This is a genomic window from Lacinutrix gracilariae (assembly GCF_042684485.1).
Classification (GTDB): Bacteria; Bacteroidota; Bacteroidia; order Flavobacteriales; family Flavobacteriaceae; genus Oceanihabitans; species Oceanihabitans gracilariae.
The window spans coordinates 175,794-193,657 of record NZ_JBHULM010000011.1; the positions used below are offsets into that span (position 1 = coordinate 175,794).

Genomic DNA, 17,864 nt, shown 5'->3' on the forward strand with positions numbered 1-17,864 from the left:
ATTATTCTGGTATAACTAAAAAAGGAATTATAGGACTAAAACCTATTTTCTTTACAACAGGCTCATTTATGATATTTTCAATAAAACTATGCTTATTGTTTACCAACACGAGAATATTAATTTCTAACTCTTTAATAAAGTCTACTATTACCGAAGTTTTTTGGTCATAACCAGGCATCCAATGAAAACTATAATCAAAACCTGCTAAATCATCTTCTAAATTTTTAATGTTTGTGTTTTGTGTTTCAGACAGTTCTTTTTCTTCTTGAATATGTAATATTCTAATTTTAGAAGAATGTAACTTGCTTAAGGATTTAATAGGACCTAATATTTTGTCTGTATATTCTTTATTATAATCTGTTGGAAAAGCTATTTGGCTAGGAGTAACAAAACTATACGCATCTGGAACAGCTAAAACAGGACATGATTTAATTCTATTTAAAACATTTACAGTATTACTACCAAAAAATATCTCTTTGGCTTTTGATGCTCCTTTTGTTCCCATTACTACCATATCTATTTTATGGGTTGTGGTTACTGTATGTATAGCTTCTAATAAACTTTCTGAACTTAAAATAGTTTCAAAATTGTGATTTTCATTAGTGTCTACAATTCTAGCTTTTCTTTTTAATTCTAGCATATCTTTTTGGGCAGACTCTTTCATTACACGTGATAATTTGTTAGACAAACTAGACATAGATGCTGATCCTGACTTAAAAGAGTTTATAAAATAAAAAGTACAGCTTTCATTTTCATAAAGTTTTAAGGCATATGCAATTGCGCTCCATGCGTTATCTGAAAAATCTGTAGGAAGTAAAATATTTTTGCTCATTGTTTTTTTTATTATAAGATATAAAATTATTCTGGTATTACTAAAAAAGGTATTATAGGATGATAGCCTATTTTTTTTATTATTGGTTCTTTTATTATGTTTTCTACAAAACTGTGCTTGTAATTTACAATTGCTAGTATATTAATATCTAACTCTTCAATAAAGTCATTTATTACTGTTGTTTTTTTAGCATAATTAGGCATCCAATGAAAGCTGTGTTCAAACTCTTTCAAATACACATCAAGCTTACTAATATTGTATTGCTGCACTTCACTTAGTTCTTTTTTTTCTTCAATATGCACCACATTAATTGAAGAATTATACAACTCAGCCAAATCTCTTAATACTTCTAGTTCTTTATCTTTATAAAAGCGATTGTAATCTGTAGGAAAAGCGATATGCTTTGGCTTCTCAAAATCAAACTCATCTGGCACTACCAAAACAGGACAAGAGTGTATGTTTTTTAAAACAGATACAGTATTGCTACCAAAAAAAACATTTTCTTTTTTAGCATCTCCTTGTGTTCCCATTACTATTGTGTTAATAGCAAATTCTTCAATACTTTCAGCTATAGCTTTGGTTAACTTTTTTGAACTTACAATAATTTCAAAATCATGATTTTCATTAGCGTTTGCCTCTATAGCTTGTTCTTTTAAGGCAAGCAACTCTTTGGTTGCCTTGTTTTCTAGCTCTTCTAAAAAATGACCTGTAATATGGGTTCTTTTATTTATTCTATCATTTTCTGTGCTGTTCAATAAATAAAAAGCACAAGAAGCATTAGCATATAGTTTTAAAGCATATACTATAGCGCTCCAGGAATTATCTGAAAAATCTGTAGGTAATAAAATATTTAATTTCATTTATTTTTAATTATAATTTTGAAGGAATAACCAAGAAAGGAATATTTAAATGAAACCCTATTTGGTTTATTTTAGATTGAAAAAATAAGTTTTCAAAAAAGGAATGTTTATTATTAATCATTACCAATAGGTTAACATTCGTTTTTTTCTGAAAATCATTTATAGCATCTACTACGTTATTATTTTTTATATCATGAAACAAATGAGAAACATGGTTAAAATAAGTTTCTAACTTTTGTTTGTTTTTTTGTTGTTTTTCTGAAAGTTCTTCGCCATAATTCACATGTAAAACATTTACATTAGCATGATACTTAGCAGCTAATGACACCAATGTCATTATTTGTTCTTCTTGAAAATTCACCTCATAATCGGATGGAAATAAAATTTGATGTAGTGGCTCAAATTCAAATGCGCTAGGCACTGCTAAAACTGGTGCTTTTATATTTTTAAAAACATGTACTGTATTAGAACCAAACAACACACCTTGTATATTAGATGCTCCTTGCGTTCCCATAATTACTAAATCTATATTTTCACGCTCTATAAGCGATTCCATTTCTGGAATTAAATTGTTAAAAACAGAAATGGTTTTAATAGTATGCTTTGGGTTTATAAACTTTTTATCAATACTTTCTTTTACGGTTGCTAAGCCTTTTAACGAAATATCTTTTGCAGTATCTAACAAACCAAACTGTGCTGTACTAAGCTGTAAATATTCTGCTTGGTAAATTATAGGAGTGTATGTATTTAAAATATAAAAGGTACACTCCTCATGGGTAAACAACTTTAATGCATAAGTAATAGCATTCATTGCGTTCTCTGAAAAATCTGTTGGTAATAGTATTTTTTTCATGACCTATATTTTTAGTTATTGGCGTCTTAAGTTTTGCAAAACCAATAATGGTATTGCTATTTTTAAACTAATTTTATCTATTGTAGATTGAAATATGATATTCTCTAAATAAGAGTGTTGGGTATTTACCATAATAAGAAAATCTACCTTATTGTCTTCTACATAAGTATTAATAGCGCTGTCAATTTTCTTATTGTTTGTAGTATAAAAACTAAGCTTGTTTTTACAAACGGTTTCTTCTATAAAAGTTTTATTATCTTCTTGTCTAAACGATAAAGAATTGGTTTTAGACACGTATAACATATCTATTTTTGTTCGGTATGGAGTAAGTAAATCACACACCAATTTTAATTCTCTTCTTTTGTAAGGTATTAAGTAATTGGTAGGAAACAATGCGTGCTTAGGTTGTTGGTATTGGTAATTTTCTGGAATAGCCAATACAGGACATTGTACATATTTTAAAACCTGTAAGGTATTACTACCAAAAGTGAGATGGCTATTATTAGACTTCCCTTTCGTTCCCATTACCACAAGATCTATATTTTTACCATCTACTAATAAATCTGCTTCATCTAGCAAAGAGTTATAGGCAGAAACGGTATGGTATTGAAAATTTGGATTTGGTGAAATTTCTTTAACCTTACTTAATAAACTTTCTAAATTATCTTCAGATTGCTTTTTAACACGCTCTACAATATGACTAAAATCTGTTCTACTTAATAATTCTTCATGGTTATAAACTTCTGCTTCATAAGCATGCATGAAATAAATTTCTGCTTTCTGATATTTAAAAAATTCTAATGCATATTTAATTGCATTCATTGCATTATCTGAAAAATCTGTTGGAATCAATATTTTAACCATAACTAAAACTTTTATTTACATTAAACACCTTAAATTGAACAAGTTAAAAATACGATAGTTCCCTTTAAAAAAATATGACAAATATCATTAAAGCAAAAAACAGCATTCATCTTGTTTTTAAAAAAGCCAAACTTTCATTTGGCTTTTTATTGACTAATAGCACGTAATTTAATTAATGTCTTTCAACATATACTCCTTAAATTACATTATAAATATACCTGATAATAAAACCATTAACTATGACATTTGTCAGGTTTTACTTATTTCTATCAAAAATTTATATTTTTTAACTAAATACCTTTTAACTGATTTTTATCATGATTTGTTAATCAACAAATCATTAACTTGTACATGAAACTAGAATATAATTATGGGAAAGAATAAAAACTTCACTTCCTTATTTTTTAAAAACGTAGGAAGTCTATTTTACGCAATAGCTGCTGCTGACAAAAAAGTAGAAAGCAATGAAATTCTAGTTTTAAAAAATAGCATTACAACACAATGGCTATCTGTTTCTTTATTTGACACAGATGCTTTACAAGAAATCACGAATACATTTAACAGGTTACACAAAGAAAATAACCAAGATCCAGAAGTACTGTATCAAGATTTTATACGCTACAAAAACAAAGAAAAACATTTATTCACCAGTACAGTTACAAACTTAATTTTACAAACAGCAAATGCTATTGCTAGTAGTTTTTCTGGAAGAAACAAATCAGAATTAATTATGCTAGCCAAACTAGAAATAGAATTAAAAAAAGCATGAAAAACCACTATCTAATTATTATTTTCATTCTTGTTTTATCTTGTAATAAAACAAGTGATAAAATTTTACCTACAGAGCAAAACTTAACCGAATCTGTATACTCTTCTGCAACCATACAACCCGATAGTTTATACCAAGCCTATGCTATTGTTGCTGGTATTTTAGAAAAAAATGTAGTTGAAGAAGGTACACTCGTTAAAAAGGGTCAAGCTATTTCGCAAATAATAAATAACACTCCTGTACTAAACACTAAAAATGCTAAGTTATCTTTAGAATTAGCCAAAGAAAACTACCAAGGAAGCGCTACTATTTTATCTGGAATAAAAGATGAAATTGAAGCTGCTAAACTAAAATACAAAAACGATTCTATTCACTTTTTTAGACAACAAAATCTTTGGAATCAAAACATAGGTTCTAAAGCAGAGTTTGATGCAAAAGAGTTAAATTATAAATTATCTAAAAACAATTTAACTCTACTTAAAAACAAATACAACCAAACTAAAAACCAATTAAACACTAGTTTAAAACAAGCGTACAACAACTATCAAACTTCATTAATTAGCACGAAAGATTTTACAGTAAAAAGTGCTATAAACGGAAAAGTTTATGCGCTTTACAAAGAAACTGGCGAATTAGTAAACACCATGGAACCTATAGCATCTATTGGTAGTGCTGGTACTTTTATTATTGAGTTATTGGTAGATGAAGTAGATATTGTAAAAATAACACAAAACCAAGAAGTTTTAATAACACTAGATGCTTATAGTGGTGAAGTTTTACAAGGAAAAGTATCTAAAATTTACCCTAAAAAAGACACACGCAACCAAACCTTTAAAGTAGAAGCTGTTTTTATAAATCCGCCAGAAATAATATATCCTGGGCTTTCAGGCGAAGCCAATATAGTTATATCTAAAAAAGAAAAAGTATTAACCATACCTAAAAACTACCTAATTAACAACAACCAAGTAAAAACAGACCAAGGTTTAACAACCATTACCACTGGTTTAGAAAACATGGAGTTTATTGAAGTTATAAGCGGAATTACTAAAGACACCTATATATACAAACCCGAATAATGGTAAACTGGACCATCATATTAAACATTGCTAAAACACATTTGCTTACTAAATTTAAGCAAACAGCTATTGCTGCCTTAGGTGTAACTTTTGGTATTGGCGCTTATATTACCTTGGTGAGTTTTATGACAGGTTTAAATGCGATGTTAGACGATTTAATTTTAAACCAAACACCACATATACATATCTACAATGAAATAGAACCCTCTAAACAGCAACCCATTTCTTTGTATGATGACTTTAAAAACAGTTTTAATGTAGTACACTCTATCAAACCTAAATTAAGTCAGAAAAAAATACACAATGCCATACCTATTATTCATTTTTTAAACAAAAAGGAAGAAGTTAAAGGTGCCATACCACAAATAAAATCTCAAATATTTTATATAGCAGGTTCTATTGAAATAGCAGGTAATTTAACAGGAATACAACCAGTAGAAGAAGCTAGATTATTTAACTTTAGAGACTACATTATACAAGGTTCTCCTGAAAAACTTAAAAATACCGAAAACGGTATTTTACTAGGTTCTGGTATTGCAAAAAAAATGGCATTAACACTAGGAGACAAAATACAAATCAGTACCATAAAAGGAGATGTATTCCCTTTAAAAATTGTTGGTATTTACCAAAGTGGTGTAGCAGATATTGATGCAATTCAAAGTTTTGTAAACCTAAAAACAGTACAGCGTATTTTAGGAGAAGCTGAAAATTATATAACAGATATTAACGTTAAGCTATTTGATATAGACAAAGCCTTTTTACTATCTAAAAAAATTGAAAAACAATTTCATTTAACTGCCATAGATATTAATACCGCAAATGCACAGTTTGAAACAGGAACAACAATTAGAAACCTTATTACTTACGCAGTTTCTATAACCCTATTAATAGTAGCTGGATTTGGTATTTACAACATTTTAAACATGCTTATTTATGAAAAAATGAATGACATTGCCATCTTAAAAGCAATAGGTTTTTCTGGTAAAGATGTACAGTATATTTTTATGAGTCAAGCTATGATAATTGGTATAATTGGAGGAGTTTTAGGATTATTAATAGGATTGATTTTTACCAATATAATTAGCACAATTCCTTTTAAAACCGACGCTTTACCAACCGTTGAAACCTATCCTATTAATTTTGATGTTTGGTTTTATGTTATAGGAATTGTCTTTGCCATAATTTCCACTTTTTTTGCTGGTTACTTACCATCACAAAAAGCTAAAAAAATAGATCCCGTAAAAATTATAAGAGGCCAATAATGGAAACCGTTTTAGAAGCAAAAAATATCAACAAATACTTTAAAAAACCAGTACTTTTTCATGTACTCAAGGATATTAATTTTAAAATTAAAAAAGGAGAATTTGTCTCTATAATGGGAAAATCTGGTTGTGGTAAATCTACACTCTTGTATATCTTATCTACTATGGATACAGACTATGAAGGCAATTTGTATTTAAATAACGATTTACTATCTGGTGATAGCAGAAAAAAACTATCGCATATAAGAAACAAGCATATTGGCTTTGTGTTTCAGTTTCACTATTTGCTTTCAGAGTTTAGTGTTCTAGAAAATGTCATGCTTCCTGCTAAAAAATTAGGAGAAAAAAGCCTGAAAGAAATTGAAGAAAATGCACTTCAAAAACTAAAAATATTAAACATAGAACATTTGGCACACAAAAAAGCTTCGCAAGTTTCTGGAGGAGAAAAACAACGTGTAGCCATTGCAAGAGCGCTTATAAACAACCCTTCTATAATTATGGGAGATGAACCTACAGGAAACTTAGATAGCCACAACGCAGACAATGTGTTTAATATTTTTAAACAACTGAGTGTTGAGCAAAATTTATCTTTATTAATAGTAACACATGATGAAGATTTTGCAAAACGCACAGACCGAATTATCACAATGGAAGACGGCAGGATAATACCCTAAACACAAGCTGTTTAAATGAAAGATAATCATTTAAATTCTCTAATTTAATTTGTAAATTTATAGATATAAAAAAGGTAAAGGCATGAAAACAACACAAGAATTACTCACGCAAATCACGCAGCTAACTAATAATATAGAAACAAATTACCCAGAATTATATGCTTTTTTACAAGAAGAACCAATAACCATTCCTTCTAAACAGCATCCTGAAATAAACCTGGCTATTTTACAAGATTATTTACAAACTTTAAAACAAGAATTACAACATCATATAAAAACACATAAATCAAAATAAATGGCTTTTATAGATTATTACAAAGTGTTGGGTATACCTAAAACTGCAACAGAAAAAGACATAAAAAAGGCGTACAGAAAATTAGCACGCAAATACCATCCTGACTTAAACCCTAATGATAAAGTAGCGGAAAAAAAATTTAAAGAAATTAATGAAGCTAATGAGGTGTTAAGTAATGCTGAAAATCGTAAAAAATACGATACCTATGGTGAGCATTGGCAAAATGCCGAAGCCTATGAACAAGCAAAACAACAGCAACAGCAACAGCAGCAACAAAGAACTTACCAAAGGCAATCTGGAAACTATAGCGAAAAAGATTTTGAAGATATATTTGGTAATATGTTTGGTGGTCAAGATTTTGGTCGTGGCCAAAGAAGCGCAAGGTTTAAAGGGCAAGATTTTAATGCAGAGTTACAATTAGAACTTAAAGATGTGTACCAAGATCACAAACGCACACTTACCGTAAATAATAAAAACATACGTATTACTATTCCTGCAGGAGTAGAAAACGGACAAACCATTAAAATTAAAGGTCATGGAGGAAAAGGAGTTAATGGTGGACCAAATGGAGATCTATACATACAGTTTGCAATTAAAAACCACTCTAAGTTTAAAAGAGATAAAGACAACCTATACACCAATGTAGATTTAGATTTATATACTGCAATGCTTGGTGGCGACTTAATGGTAGACACCTTTAATGGCAAAGTAAAACTAACCATTAAACCAGAAACACAAAACGGAACAAAAGTAAAGCTAAAAGGAAAAGGATTCCCAAAATATAAAAAAGAAGGTCAATTTGGCGATTTATATATAACCTATCAATTAAAAACACCTACTAAGCTTACAGAAAAGGAGAAAGAATTGTTTAAGCAACTTCAAAAACTAAGATAATCATGGAAGTAACAGATTTAATTTCTATAAAAACCCTGTGTACACATTACAACGTACCGCCAACTTTTATTAATGAATTACAAGATTATGAATTAATAGAAATTGTAGTTTCTGATAATGTAAATTATATAAAAACAACACAAATTAACGAGGTAGAAAAAATGATACGTTTGCATTATGACTTAAATATAAATTTAGAAGGACTAGATGCCGTATATAATTTATTACAACGTGTTGAAAACCTACAAAACGAGGTAACAACACTTCATAACAAATTAAGGCTTTACGAAGACTTATAAACCAACAAAAATGAACCAAATACAGCAATGGCTTCAAGAATATCCTCTTATACAAAGTATTATTAAATACCTTGTAGTAATCGCATTTATATTGCTGTGTCTTCAGTTTATTAGAAAATTTTTAAAACAAAAAATAAGCAATACTTCCGTAAGATATAAGTCACAAAAAGGAATAGAAATACTAGGTTACTTTACTATAGCAGCCATCACTATTCTATATTTTACAGGTAGCATAAAAGATTTCACCATAACTCTTGGTTTACTTTCTGCAGGATTAGCACTTACACTACAAGAGCTAATTTTAAGCATTGCAGGTTCTGTATATATCTTTGTTGTTAAAGTGTATGAACCAGGAGACAGGATAGAAATTAACGGAATAAAAGGTGATGTTATTGATGTAGACAGTATTTACACTACAATGATGGAAATTGGTCAATGGGTAGATAGTGATAATTATACTGGCAGAATTGTAAAACTTAGTAATGCATTTGTTTTTAAAGGACCTGTTTACAATTACTCACAAGATTTTCCATTCATTTGGGATGAGTTTAATTTACCCATCAGATATGGCTCAGACATAGAACTTGCAAAGTCTATAATTATTAATGCAGCCAAAAACATTCTCGCAGATTACACGAAAGCATCTAAAAATCAATGGGAAAGTGTGGTAAAAAAATATTATATTGAAGACGCTATACTAGACCCAACATTAGCAACAACACTTACTGATAATTGGGTAAAATTTAATTTAAGATATATTGTTGATTACAAAAAAAGAAGACATACCAAACATCTATTAAATGATAGTATAAGAAAAGAAATAGAAGCTACAAACGGCAAAGTTGTTTTAGCATCAGAAACCATAGAACTAATAAAAACACCTGAAATACAGATAGATATAAAAAACAAAAACACTTAAATCCTATTAAAACTGATAATTATCATAGTATTAATCATTTATTAATCTTAGCTTATAGCAAAGCTATTATTAATTTAAATTTTATTATTATGAAAAAAGTAATTATTGGTTTATTGTTTTTTGGACTTACCATCCAATTGTATGCCCAAGATCCAGCACCTACCATGTTAGATGAAGTTGTATTAGTAAATACCAATTACAAGTACATAAGTAGTACAGAAGGAAGAGATTTAGCCGTTCCTGTTGAACAGCTAGAACTTAAAGTAGCAAACTTTGATGTTAAAACATTAGATTTTTATACAGATGAATACGAATTTTATGATGTATACTTTTTTATTCCGGAAGGAAAAATACTTGCAACTTATGATGGTAAAGGAACCATTTTAAGAACAGCTGAAAAATATAAAGGTATTGATTTACCAAAAGCTGTTGTTCATGCAGTTTCTAAAAGATTTCCAGAATGGGAAATTACAAAAGACCTATATTTAGTAAATTATTTTGAAAGCGGAAACAGTACAAAAAGGTACAAACTTACTTTAACAAATGGAGACAAACGTATTAAAGTAAAATTAGATGATGCTGGTAATTTTCTATAAAACAATGAATAAACCCAACTATTAATTAACACAAAAGGCTATGTTTAAAAATTTAGAAAAAAAAGAAATCGACTACATCTTAGAGAATAACTATATAGGACAACTTGGTTATATCTTTAACAACAAGCCTTTTGTGGTACCTATAACGTATTTTTTTGACAAAGAATCTAACGCTATAATATGCTACTCTGGAGATGGACATAAAATGAATTCCATGCGAAAAAACCCAACTATTTCACTACTTGTTTCTGATGTAGATAGCGTTACCAATTGGAAATCTGTTTTAGTTCATGGTACTTTTGAACAGCATTTTGCTAGTGATGCCAAAGCGTATCTTCATAAATTTTCTTTAGGTATTAAAGATATTATTCTGGAGAAAGAGCAAAGTAAAGCTAATTTTATTAGTGATTTTTCTAGCAAAATTTACAAAGATGATATTCCTGCTGTTTTTATTATAAAAATCAATGAAATAACAGGAAAAAAACGCTTAAATGAAAAAGCGTAAAAATGATAAAAGGAGCTAATAATTAGCTCCTTTTTTTTATTCAATCTACAAACTATATTAATTAAGATATCTATTAAACAAACTCACTTGCAAGGCTTGTTTTGCATCTTGCAGCAACTGTTTTACTTCTTCTAATGTAGATTTTTTAATTAATGCTATTTCTTCTAAAGACAAGTGTTCATTAGTAAATAACTCAAAAACATGACGCATTGCATAAGGTAAATTATGAAGCACTAAAGCAGTGTGTTTTTTTACGGTGTCTTCATTTAATTTTTTATCTATGGTACTTATAAATTCTACTTCATTGTCTTCTATAAATACAGCATTTAAATCATAATCGTTATGATTATATGAAATATCATCTAACTCTTCAATCAACATCAAATCACCATCGCCATCTGTACTATATTTTTCTTGCATTTCATCCCATTCTGGTTTTGAATAGGTATCAATATTCTTAAAAAAGAAATCATTAAATTCTTCTTCTACTTGAATATCCTCCATTAATTCGTCTATTTTTAAATATAGCCAAGCATAAAAATCATCTTCTTTTTCTACTTCTTCAATATGATCAAAAATTTCAATAAAAAGTTGATCTATAATATCATCTGCTTTATATTTTCCTTTAGAAAAATTTCCTTTACTAATAAAAACATGTAAGCCTCTGTTAATATAATTTCTTAAGGTTGGTAATATTTTTAAAACTAAATCATTGAAGGCTTTTTTATCTCCTTCCTTTTTTAGTTGAATAAGACTAGAGTACGATTGTTTTACAAATAAACGATACTCGTTTTTATTTGTATAAAAGTTAATATCTGTTTTCATAATTGTAGTATTTACTTTAAAATTAATAAACACTACTTACAATAAAAATGACAAAAGTCATATTCAAGCACGAAACAGCTCTTTTTTAATTTTCATTTTTTGCTTCTTTTTTTGCTTGACGCTCTAGTTTTCTAAAATATCCTCGCGTTAAAAAGTTATGCTTTAACGCTTCCATATTTTGATTAAATTTATCTGTTCCTTCATTTATATTCTCTATAGACTCTTTTAAACTCTCTACAAGTTCTTTGTCTTCGGTTATATAATTTAAAGCACCTTCACCTTCTTTAAAACCTGTTATTGTTTCGTTTAAATTATCTATAACTTTTTTAATATCTTCACTAGATTGATTTAAGTTCGTTATCATTTTGGTTACTTTTTGTGCTTGAATAGAATCGCTAAGTAAAACACTAGCAACACTATTATCTACATCTAAAGATCCTACAATACCATTAATTTCCTTCATGGTTTTATTAGCCTCTAAACTTGTTAATTTTAAATAATGAATGGTTTGTTTTAACTCGTAAGAAGCAATAGTATCATTAATAAGCATACCTAAAGTACCTTTACCACTTGTTATGGCATTGGTTATATTTAGTAACTTAGAGGTAAGCAATGCTGCATTTTCATTAGTTGTACTTAAGGTGTTCAACATTTCATTGGTTCCTATTTTTGAATAAGATGCAATAGTATCACCAGAGGTTACAACAGCTGCACTACCTTCTCCTGGTATAATATTTACTATCATATTACCAACCAAACCATCAGACCCTATAGTTGCGATAGCATCTTTTTTGATATGGTTCATCATTTTTTCTTCAATAAGCATGCTTACATTGATGGTAGAATCGTTAATCATGGAAATAGATTTTACAGTTCCTACGTTAATACCAGAATAACGTACGTTATTACCTTGCATTAATCCATTTACATTTTTAAAATTAGACGATACAATAAAAGTTTTTGCAAATAGGTTTTTACGCGCTCCTATAAAATAAATGGCAGCAATAAAAAGTAGCGACCCAAGAATAACAAAGACTCCTAATCTTAATTTTTGATTTTTTGTTTTATCCATAATATGCTACATTTTAATTATTTAAAAAAGGCTTTTACTTGCGCATCTGTTGAGCTTGCCAATTCATTAAAAGTACCTTCGGCATAATTAACACCATCTACTAGTAATATAATACGTTCTGAAACTACACGAGCACAGTCTACATCATGTGTTATTATTAGCGAAGAGGTTTTATATTGTTTTTGTACGTTTCGCATAAGCTCAATAATTTCTTTAGAGGTTATAGGGTCTAAACCACTTGTTGGTTCATCATATAAAATTATTTTTGGTTTTAAAATTAAAGTTCTAGCTAATGCAATACGTCTTTTCATTCCTCCTGAAAGCTCTGCTGGCATGAGGTCTATTGCGTGTACTAAGCCTACATTTTCAAGTGCTTCGTGTACTAATTTATCTATATTTTCTGCATTATTTAATTTACTTTTATGTCTTCGTAATGGAAACTCTAAGTTTTCTCTAACAGTCATTGAATCATACAAAGCGCTACCTTGAAATAAAAAACCTATTTCTGTTCTTAGTGTATCTAAATCGGTTTGATTTAAAGTATTAATTTCATGATCCATTATTTTAATGGTACCTGAATCTGCTTGTAATAAACCAACCAAACATTTAATCATTACCGATTTACCAGAACCAGATTTACCCATGATTACTAGGTTTTCGCCTTCAAACAGTTTTAAATTAAAACCATTTAAAACATGATTGTCACCAAAGCTTTTCTTTAAGTCTTTAATTTCTAACATTATCGACTTTTCTCGAGTACCATTAGAAGGTCTTTGTATATTTTGTTTTGTGTGCATAGCTTAAAGATCAATAAAAATATCTGTTACAAAAACGGCTATAAAATCTATAATAAACAATAACATAGAAGAAAATACCACTGCAGAATTAGCTGCTGCTCCTACACCAACCGTTCCTTTTTTACAATTATAGCCTTTAAAGCATCCAACAAGCGCAATTGCAAATCCGAAAAAAAAGGTTTTAATCGTTGCAGGTAAAAGATCACTAAACTCTAGAACTTTAATGACTTTATTAAAATAAAGCACAAAGGAAACTTCTCCTTTAATATTCTCTACAATATAAGATCCAAAAAGCGCAATTGCATCACCTAAAAGCACTAACAGAGGTAACATAAGGGTTGCTGCAACAATTCTAGTAACTACTAAAAACTTAAACGGATTTGTTCCAGAAACTTCCATGGCATCAATTTGTTCTGTTACACGCATAGAACCCAACTCAGCACCTATACCAGAAGCTATTCTGCCTGCAAAAGTTAAAGCTATTATTACTGGACCTATTTCTCTTATAATAGAAAGACTAACCATAGAAGGCATCCAAGATTCTGCTCCAAAACCTTCTAAAGTTGGCCTAGTTTGTATGGTCATTACTAAACCAATAATAAATCCTGTAACTGCAACTAACAAAATAGAACGATTACCTATTTGGTAACACTGTTTCATTAGTTCTTTACCTTCAAAAGGTCGTGTAAATACCTCTTTAAAAAATCGGTTTGCAAATAGCGAGAGCTCACCTATTTCTACAAAAAAAGACTTAAAACCACTTGAACTACTCATTATTAAACATTTAATTCTAAATATAGTAAGAAAATAGCACTTTAATAAGGATATAAATCATAGAATATATTTTTAGGAAAGAAAAACACAAAGATTAAGAACTACAGAAGAAAGGAACTTAAATACATAAAAAGGTTTTAAAAATTTTTCTTAAAAACTTCATCATTTTAAAAGAGATAAACACCAATTTTAGACAAAAAAATAGTTGGTGTCATTTGATAGAAATTATTTTAACAAACCGCTTATTTAGTGGAAAAAAAATCACATTTTTGTAAGGAGCATAAGTGTAAAAAGAAAAACATTTATCAGGATAATTATTTTCAATTTTTGAGACTTTATTACTTTAAAAAAAAGGTATAAACTTGAATAAAGACAAATAAAATTGCAGAAAAAACAAAACTTATTACAAAGGGATAAACTATTGAATTTCTGTAATAAAAAAGATGCTTTAACTATTTGTTTTAGCTTTTTAAAATTTAACTTTGAAATAATAAATGAAGCGCACTGTTTATATTTAAAATCACATCATTATTTTTATATACAGGCTACTGCTAACAAAACAAAATTACAACTAATTATATTTAACATAAAACAACATGTACCATCAAAACATAAAAAAGCAATTAGCGTATTTTGCTCTAGCTTTATTACTTTTTACAACCCTTTCTAACTGTAAAAACAAAAAAGAAAGCCAAACCTCTGTGCCAAAACCTATAGCACAAATTGAAGCTCCTGAAGGTATGGTTTGGGTAGCACAAAAAACATTTTTACAAGGCGCAAAAGACACAGACCAATATGCTATGCCTAGAGAAAAACCTGCACATATGGTTACTGTAGATGGCTTTTTTATAGATGCTACAGAAGTTACCAACAAGCAATTTAAAGCCTTTGTAGAGGCTACAGACTATATTACTATTGCTGAACGCGAGATTGATTGGGAAGAAATGAAAAAAGAATTACCTCCTAACACCCCAAAACCTCATGATTCTATACTGCAACCTGGTAGTCTTATTTTTAATAAAGATGTAAATGCTGTTGTAAATATGGAAAACTACGGACAATGGTGGACATGGAAAACGGGAGCAAACTGGAGACATCCAGAAGGTCCGGAATCTACTATTGAAGGTAAAGACAACTTTCCTGTAGTGCATGTCGCTTACCAAGATGCTATAGCGTATTGCGAATGGGCTAACCGACGTTTACCAACGGAAGCCGAATGGGAATCTGCTGCACAAGGCACAAATGCAAACAGCATTTTTACTTGGGGAGATAATCCTGCGGTTTTAGATGCTAATGCCAATACGTGGCAAGGTGTTTTTCCGACTAAAAATGATTCTAAAGATGGTTTTGAATTTATTTCGCCTGTAAAGTCTTATCCAGCAAATAGTATTGGATTATATGATATGGCTGGAAATGTATGGGAAATTACGAATGACTTTTTTAATGTAAACTATTATAAGGAATTAGATAGTTCTCAACCTATTGTAAATCCTAAAGGAGCTGAAAAGCATTTTAACCCGAACAATCCTTATCAAGTAGAACACGTGATGAAAGGAGGTTCTTTTTTATGTCATGCTTCGTACTGTGCAAGCTTTAGAATTTCGGCTAAAATGGGTGTTTCTATGGATTCTGGATCGGATCATATGGGCTTTAGAACCGTTGCTACGCCAGACATGTTGAAGTCTGAAGAATAAAAAACTCGAATATCTATGACAAAACCTTTAACTACGAATCCGTATTAAAGCTTATTTATTTAAGGTATAACACTAAAAAAAGGGAAAGTAAACTTTCCCTTTTTTTTATTCCATAAAGTGATGTGTAACACCACCTATGTTTTATTATATAATCCGCGACTAATCTATTAAAGAAAAGTCTTTAGAGACTCTAGTGACTCTCATATAAAAAGCGCCCCAATCTTCATCTTCATCGGTTGTAAACCATGCACTCATATCGGTTTCTCCTTTGGTAAAGTTCCCCATAAAACTAATCACTTTAGCGTCTTTAGTTATAGCTTTTGTTTGCTCCCAAGCGCCAATTTTTACACCACCAGATTTAAAATTCATGGTTCTTCCTGCTGCAATAGCTTCAGTAGAAATAGTACCTTCCTTACCTTCAACAGCTGCATTAATGGCTAAATCAGCTTCAAAAGGCCATCTGCTTAATTCAATGGTGTAGGTTCCCGATTGCTCAAAGGCTACGGTAAACTCACCTCCTATTGGGTTCTTTTGTGCTTCTCTGATATAATTTTGATTCCATGGAATTTTAGAATCGTGCACATGCGTATCATGACAGGTTAATTCAATAGGATTCTGCTGATCTGACCCTAAAACGATAATTGGAAACTGGTTAAATTCTGTTGAAACAGAACTCCACCATTCGTTATAATATCCACGCATTTGTTCTACCTTCTCTGGGAACTGTGCGGCTAAGTCATTCTCTTGCCCTGGATCTTTAGACACATCATACAATTCCTTCCCATTAACCAATCGCATTTTGTCTGACATCACAGCACTTTTTCGCCATTTAATAGGACTCTGCACACGTTGTGAATCTGTAATAAGATAGTCTCTTCCAATGCTGTCTTTTTCTCCTAAAAGAAGTGCTGAAATATCTGAACCATCAATTTCTTTTTGGCGCTCTGGCAATTCTAAATCACATAAAGTCGCTAAGGTTGGTAAAATATCTAAATGTGCCGTAAGTGCCTTAACATCTCTTCCGCCTTCAATATTTTTCTCTGGATACTTAATAAAGAATGGTACGCGGTGTCCACCTTCATATTCACTATTTTTTGTACCTTTCATTCCTGCATTATAACCGTAAAGTTGCCCTTTAACTTTCTTATACCCTGAAGCGGTTCCGTTATCGGTCATAAAGATAACAATGGTATTATCTGCGATGTTTAAGTCTTCTAATTTCTTCTGAAGTTTCGCAAAATTATCATCCACGTTCGTAATCATTCCGTAGAATATTTTTTGAAACTCAGGAATATCTAAATCTTTGTATTGGTTATAATAGTCTTCAGGAACATTATAAGGTAAGTGTGGTGCATTTGTAGAGATGTAGGTGAAAAACGGTTGGTCTTTATGTGTTTCAATATAATCTATCGCCTCATCAAACCACACATCAGTACAGTAACCTTCATACTTTGTAGGCACGCCATTTTTAAAATAAGTATCATCAAAATAATCATTATCCCAATAATCTGGTGTTTGGCCAACACCACCTCCACCATGTGTTATGGTGTATTCAAACCCTTTATCTTGCGGTCTAGAAGGATAAGTATCTCCTAAATGCCATTTTCCAAACATCGCGGTTTCATAGCCATTTTCTTGAAATACCTCAGCCATAGTCACCTCATCTTCTCTTAAAATAGACACGCCACCTATGGTATGCCAAACGCCTACTCTATTAGCATATCTTCCGGTCATTAAACCTGATCTAGAAGGCGCACAAGTAGGACCAACATGAAAATCGGTTAACCTTACAGATTCGTCATGAAACTCATCTAATGCTGGTGTTTTTACCAAGGTATTACCATGAGCACCAAGATCGCCGTAACCTTGATCATCGGTTATAATTACAATGACGTTAGGTTGTTTTGATTTTTTCTTAGTCACTGTTTTTGTCGATTGAGAGGTACATGAAAATGCAAATCCCATAAGCGCCATTAATACTATTATTTTTTTGTTCATTTCAAT

General features: G+C 30.2%; 20 protein-coding genes. 11 read left to right on the forward strand and 9 right to left on the reverse strand.

The window, feature by feature from the left end; all coding sequences use genetic code 11:
• Position 1: 1 nt before the first annotated feature.
• Genes ACFSSB_RS08030 through ACFSSB_RS08045 form a run of 4 tightly spaced genes read right to left on the reverse strand, consistent with a single transcriptional unit; the run spans position 2 to position 3,409 of the window.
• Complete coding sequence (locus ACFSSB_RS08030) at positions 2–832, reverse strand: universal stress protein (protein ID WP_379902971.1); 831 nt, start codon at positions 830–832, stop codon at positions 2–4.
• A gap of 26 nt (positions 833–858) precedes the next feature.
• A complete protein-coding gene (locus ACFSSB_RS08035) occupies positions 859–1,692 on the reverse strand; it encodes a universal stress protein (RefSeq protein ID WP_379902973.1) in 834 nt (277 codons plus the stop codon).
• A 10-nt stretch (positions 1,693–1,702) separates the two neighbouring features.
• On the reverse strand, positions 1,703–2,545 hold the full coding sequence (locus ACFSSB_RS08040; RefSeq protein ID WP_379902975.1) for a universal stress protein: 843 nt from the start codon (positions 2,543–2,545) through the stop codon (positions 1,703–1,705).
• 15 nt (positions 2,546–2,560) lie between these two features.
• Entirely contained in the window at positions 2,561–3,409 is an 849-nt protein-coding gene (locus ACFSSB_RS08045; protein WP_379902977.1) for a universal stress protein, read from the reverse strand.
• A 370-nt stretch (positions 3,410–3,779) separates the two neighbouring features.
• Between ACFSSB_RS08045 and ACFSSB_RS08050 the strand changes: the two genes are divergently transcribed.
• From ACFSSB_RS08050 to ACFSSB_RS08095, 10 genes are all read left to right on the forward strand, one after another.
• Positions 3,780–4,178 (forward strand): hypothetical protein, encoded by a 399-nt coding sequence (locus tag ACFSSB_RS08050; RefSeq protein WP_379902979.1) that lies wholly within the window; start codon positions 3,780–3,782, stop codon positions 4,176–4,178.
• A complete protein-coding gene (locus tag ACFSSB_RS08055; RefSeq protein ID WP_379902981.1) occupies positions 4,175–5,254 on the forward strand; it encodes an efflux RND transporter periplasmic adaptor subunit in 1,080 nt (359 codons plus the stop codon). The genes ACFSSB_RS08050 and ACFSSB_RS08055 overlap by 4 nt, the downstream gene beginning before the upstream one ends.
• A complete protein-coding gene (locus ACFSSB_RS08060; protein ID WP_379902983.1) occupies positions 5,254–6,516 on the forward strand; it encodes an ABC transporter permease in 1,263 nt (420 codons plus the stop codon). Before ACFSSB_RS08055 ends, ACFSSB_RS08060 begins: the two co-directional genes overlap by 1 nt.
• A complete protein-coding gene (locus ACFSSB_RS08065) occupies positions 6,516–7,190 on the forward strand; it encodes an ABC transporter ATP-binding protein (RefSeq protein WP_379902985.1) in 675 nt (224 codons plus the stop codon). Before ACFSSB_RS08060 ends, ACFSSB_RS08065 begins: the two co-directional genes overlap by 1 nt.
• Positions 7,191–7,272: 82 nt before the next feature.
• Positions 7,273–7,485: a hypothetical protein gene (locus ACFSSB_RS08070; RefSeq protein WP_379902987.1), complete on the forward strand. Its 213-nt coding sequence runs from the start codon at positions 7,273–7,275 to the stop codon at positions 7,483–7,485.
• Complete coding sequence (locus ACFSSB_RS08075) at positions 7,486–8,379, forward strand: DnaJ C-terminal domain-containing protein (protein ID WP_379902990.1); 894 nt, start codon at positions 7,486–7,488, stop codon at positions 8,377–8,379.
• A gap of 2 nt (positions 8,380–8,381) precedes the next feature.
• Positions 8,382–8,678, forward strand: a complete 297-nt coding sequence (locus tag ACFSSB_RS08080; RefSeq protein WP_379902992.1) for a chaperone modulator CbpM — start codon at positions 8,382–8,384, stop codon at positions 8,676–8,678.
• A 10-nt stretch (positions 8,679–8,688) separates the two neighbouring features.
• Positions 8,689–9,597: a mechanosensitive ion channel family protein gene (locus ACFSSB_RS08085; protein ID WP_379902994.1), complete on the forward strand. Its 909-nt coding sequence runs from the start codon at positions 8,689–8,691 to the stop codon at positions 9,595–9,597.
• 89 nt (positions 9,598–9,686) lie between these two features.
• Positions 9,687–10,193: a nicotinate-nucleotide adenylyltransferase gene (locus tag ACFSSB_RS08090; RefSeq protein ID WP_379902996.1), complete on the forward strand. Its 507-nt coding sequence runs from the start codon at positions 9,687–9,689 to the stop codon at positions 10,191–10,193.
• Between the two features lie 40 nt (positions 10,194–10,233).
• Complete coding sequence (locus ACFSSB_RS08095; protein ID WP_379902998.1) at positions 10,234–10,698, forward strand: pyridoxamine 5'-phosphate oxidase family protein; 465 nt, start codon at positions 10,234–10,236, stop codon at positions 10,696–10,698.
• 57 nt (positions 10,699–10,755) lie between these two features.
• On the opposite strand, the gene ACFSSB_RS08100 is transcribed toward ACFSSB_RS08095, so the two are convergent.
• The 4 genes from ACFSSB_RS08100 to ACFSSB_RS08115 all read right to left on the reverse strand — a co-directional run bounded on the left by ACFSSB_RS08100 (position 10,756) and on the right by ACFSSB_RS08115 (position 14,166).
• A complete protein-coding gene (locus ACFSSB_RS08100) occupies positions 10,756–11,523 on the reverse strand; it encodes an RNA polymerase sigma factor (protein WP_379903000.1) in 768 nt (255 codons plus the stop codon).
• Positions 11,524–11,608: 85 nt separating this feature from the next.
• Positions 11,609–12,595, reverse strand: a complete 987-nt coding sequence (locus tag ACFSSB_RS08105) for an MlaD family protein (protein ID WP_379903002.1) — start codon at positions 12,593–12,595, stop codon at positions 11,609–11,611.
• A gap of 17 nt (positions 12,596–12,612) precedes the next feature.
• Positions 12,613–13,392 carry an ABC transporter ATP-binding protein gene (locus ACFSSB_RS08110; protein ID WP_379903004.1) on the reverse strand — a complete coding sequence of 260 codons (780 nt, stop codon included), beginning with the start codon at positions 13,390–13,392 and terminating at the stop codon, positions 12,613–12,615.
• A 3-nt stretch (positions 13,393–13,395) separates the two neighbouring features.
• The gene (locus tag ACFSSB_RS08115; protein ID WP_379903006.1) at positions 13,396–14,166 is read right to left on the reverse strand and encodes an MlaE family ABC transporter permease; all 771 of its coding nucleotides are present in this window, start codon (positions 14,164–14,166) and stop codon (positions 13,396–13,398) included.
• Between the two features lie 596 nt (positions 14,167–14,762).
• On the opposite strand from ACFSSB_RS08115, the gene ACFSSB_RS08120 reads away from it, so the two are divergent.
• Positions 14,763–15,860 (forward strand): formylglycine-generating enzyme family protein, encoded by a 1,098-nt coding sequence (locus ACFSSB_RS08120; protein ID WP_379903008.1) that lies wholly within the window; start codon positions 14,763–14,765, stop codon positions 15,858–15,860.
• Between the two features lie 159 nt (positions 15,861–16,019).
• On the opposite strand, the gene ACFSSB_RS08125 is transcribed toward ACFSSB_RS08120, so the two are convergent.
• Positions 16,020–17,858, reverse strand: a complete 1,839-nt coding sequence (locus ACFSSB_RS08125; RefSeq protein WP_379903010.1) for an arylsulfatase — start codon at positions 17,856–17,858, stop codon at positions 16,020–16,022.
• Between the last annotated feature and the right edge of the window lie 6 nt (positions 17,859–17,864).

Excerpts from the sequence above, each read along its gene's own strand:
- ACFSSB_RS08065 (WP_379902985.1), top strand. The coding sequence starts at position 6,516 with ATGGAAACCGTTTTAGAAGCAAAAAATATCAACAAATACTTTAAAAAA.
- ACFSSB_RS08030 (WP_379902971.1), bottom strand. The coding sequence starts at position 832 with ATGAGCAAAAATATTTTACTTCCTACAGATTTTTCAGATAACGCATGG.
- ACFSSB_RS08045 (WP_379902977.1), bottom strand. The coding sequence starts at position 3,409 with ATGGTTAAAATATTGATTCCAACAGATTTTTCAGATAATGCAATGAAT.
- ACFSSB_RS08100 (WP_379903000.1), bottom strand. The coding sequence starts at position 11,523 with ATGAAAACAGATATTAACTTTTATACAAATAAAAACGAGTATCGTTTA.
- ACFSSB_RS08075 (WP_379902990.1), top strand. The coding sequence starts at position 7,486 with ATGGCTTTTATAGATTATTACAAAGTGTTGGGTATACCTAAAACTGCA.
- ACFSSB_RS08115 (WP_379903006.1), bottom strand. The coding sequence starts at position 14,166 with ATGAGTAGTTCAAGTGGTTTTAAGTCTTTTTTTGTAGAAATAGGTGAG.
- ACFSSB_RS08125 (WP_379903010.1), bottom strand. The coding sequence starts at position 17,858 with ATGAACAAAAAAATAATAGTATTAATGGCGCTTATGGGATTTGCATTT.
- ACFSSB_RS08085 (WP_379902994.1), top strand. The coding sequence starts at position 8,689 with ATGAACCAAATACAGCAATGGCTTCAAGAATATCCTCTTATACAAAGT.
- ACFSSB_RS08050 (WP_379902979.1), top strand. The coding sequence starts at position 3,780 with ATGGGAAAGAATAAAAACTTCACTTCCTTATTTTTTAAAAACGTAGGA.
- ACFSSB_RS08120 (WP_379903008.1), top strand. The coding sequence starts at position 14,763 with ATGTACCATCAAAACATAAAAAAGCAATTAGCGTATTTTGCTCTAGCT.
- ACFSSB_RS08080 (WP_379902992.1), top strand. The coding sequence starts at position 8,382 with ATGGAAGTAACAGATTTAATTTCTATAAAAACCCTGTGTACACATTAC.
- ACFSSB_RS08055 (WP_379902981.1), top strand. The coding sequence starts at position 4,175 with ATGAAAAACCACTATCTAATTATTATTTTCATTCTTGTTTTATCTTGT.
- ACFSSB_RS08095 (WP_379902998.1), top strand. The coding sequence starts at position 10,234 with ATGTTTAAAAATTTAGAAAAAAAAGAAATCGACTACATCTTAGAGAAT.
- ACFSSB_RS08060 (WP_379902983.1), top strand. The coding sequence starts at position 5,254 with ATGGTAAACTGGACCATCATATTAAACATTGCTAAAACACATTTGCTT.
- ACFSSB_RS08090 (WP_379902996.1), top strand. The coding sequence starts at position 9,687 with ATGAAAAAAGTAATTATTGGTTTATTGTTTTTTGGACTTACCATCCAA.
- ACFSSB_RS08040 (WP_379902975.1), bottom strand. The coding sequence starts at position 2,545 with ATGAAAAAAATACTATTACCAACAGATTTTTCAGAGAACGCAATGAAT.
- ACFSSB_RS08070 (WP_379902987.1), top strand. The coding sequence starts at position 7,273 with ATGAAAACAACACAAGAATTACTCACGCAAATCACGCAGCTAACTAAT.
- ACFSSB_RS08035 (WP_379902973.1), bottom strand. The coding sequence starts at position 1,692 with ATGAAATTAAATATTTTATTACCTACAGATTTTTCAGATAATTCCTGG.
- ACFSSB_RS08105 (WP_379903002.1), bottom strand. The coding sequence starts at position 12,595 with ATGGATAAAACAAAAAATCAAAAATTAAGATTAGGAGTCTTTGTTATT.
- ACFSSB_RS08110 (WP_379903004.1), bottom strand. The coding sequence starts at position 13,392 with ATGCACACAAAACAAAATATACAAAGACCTTCTAATGGTACTCGAGAA.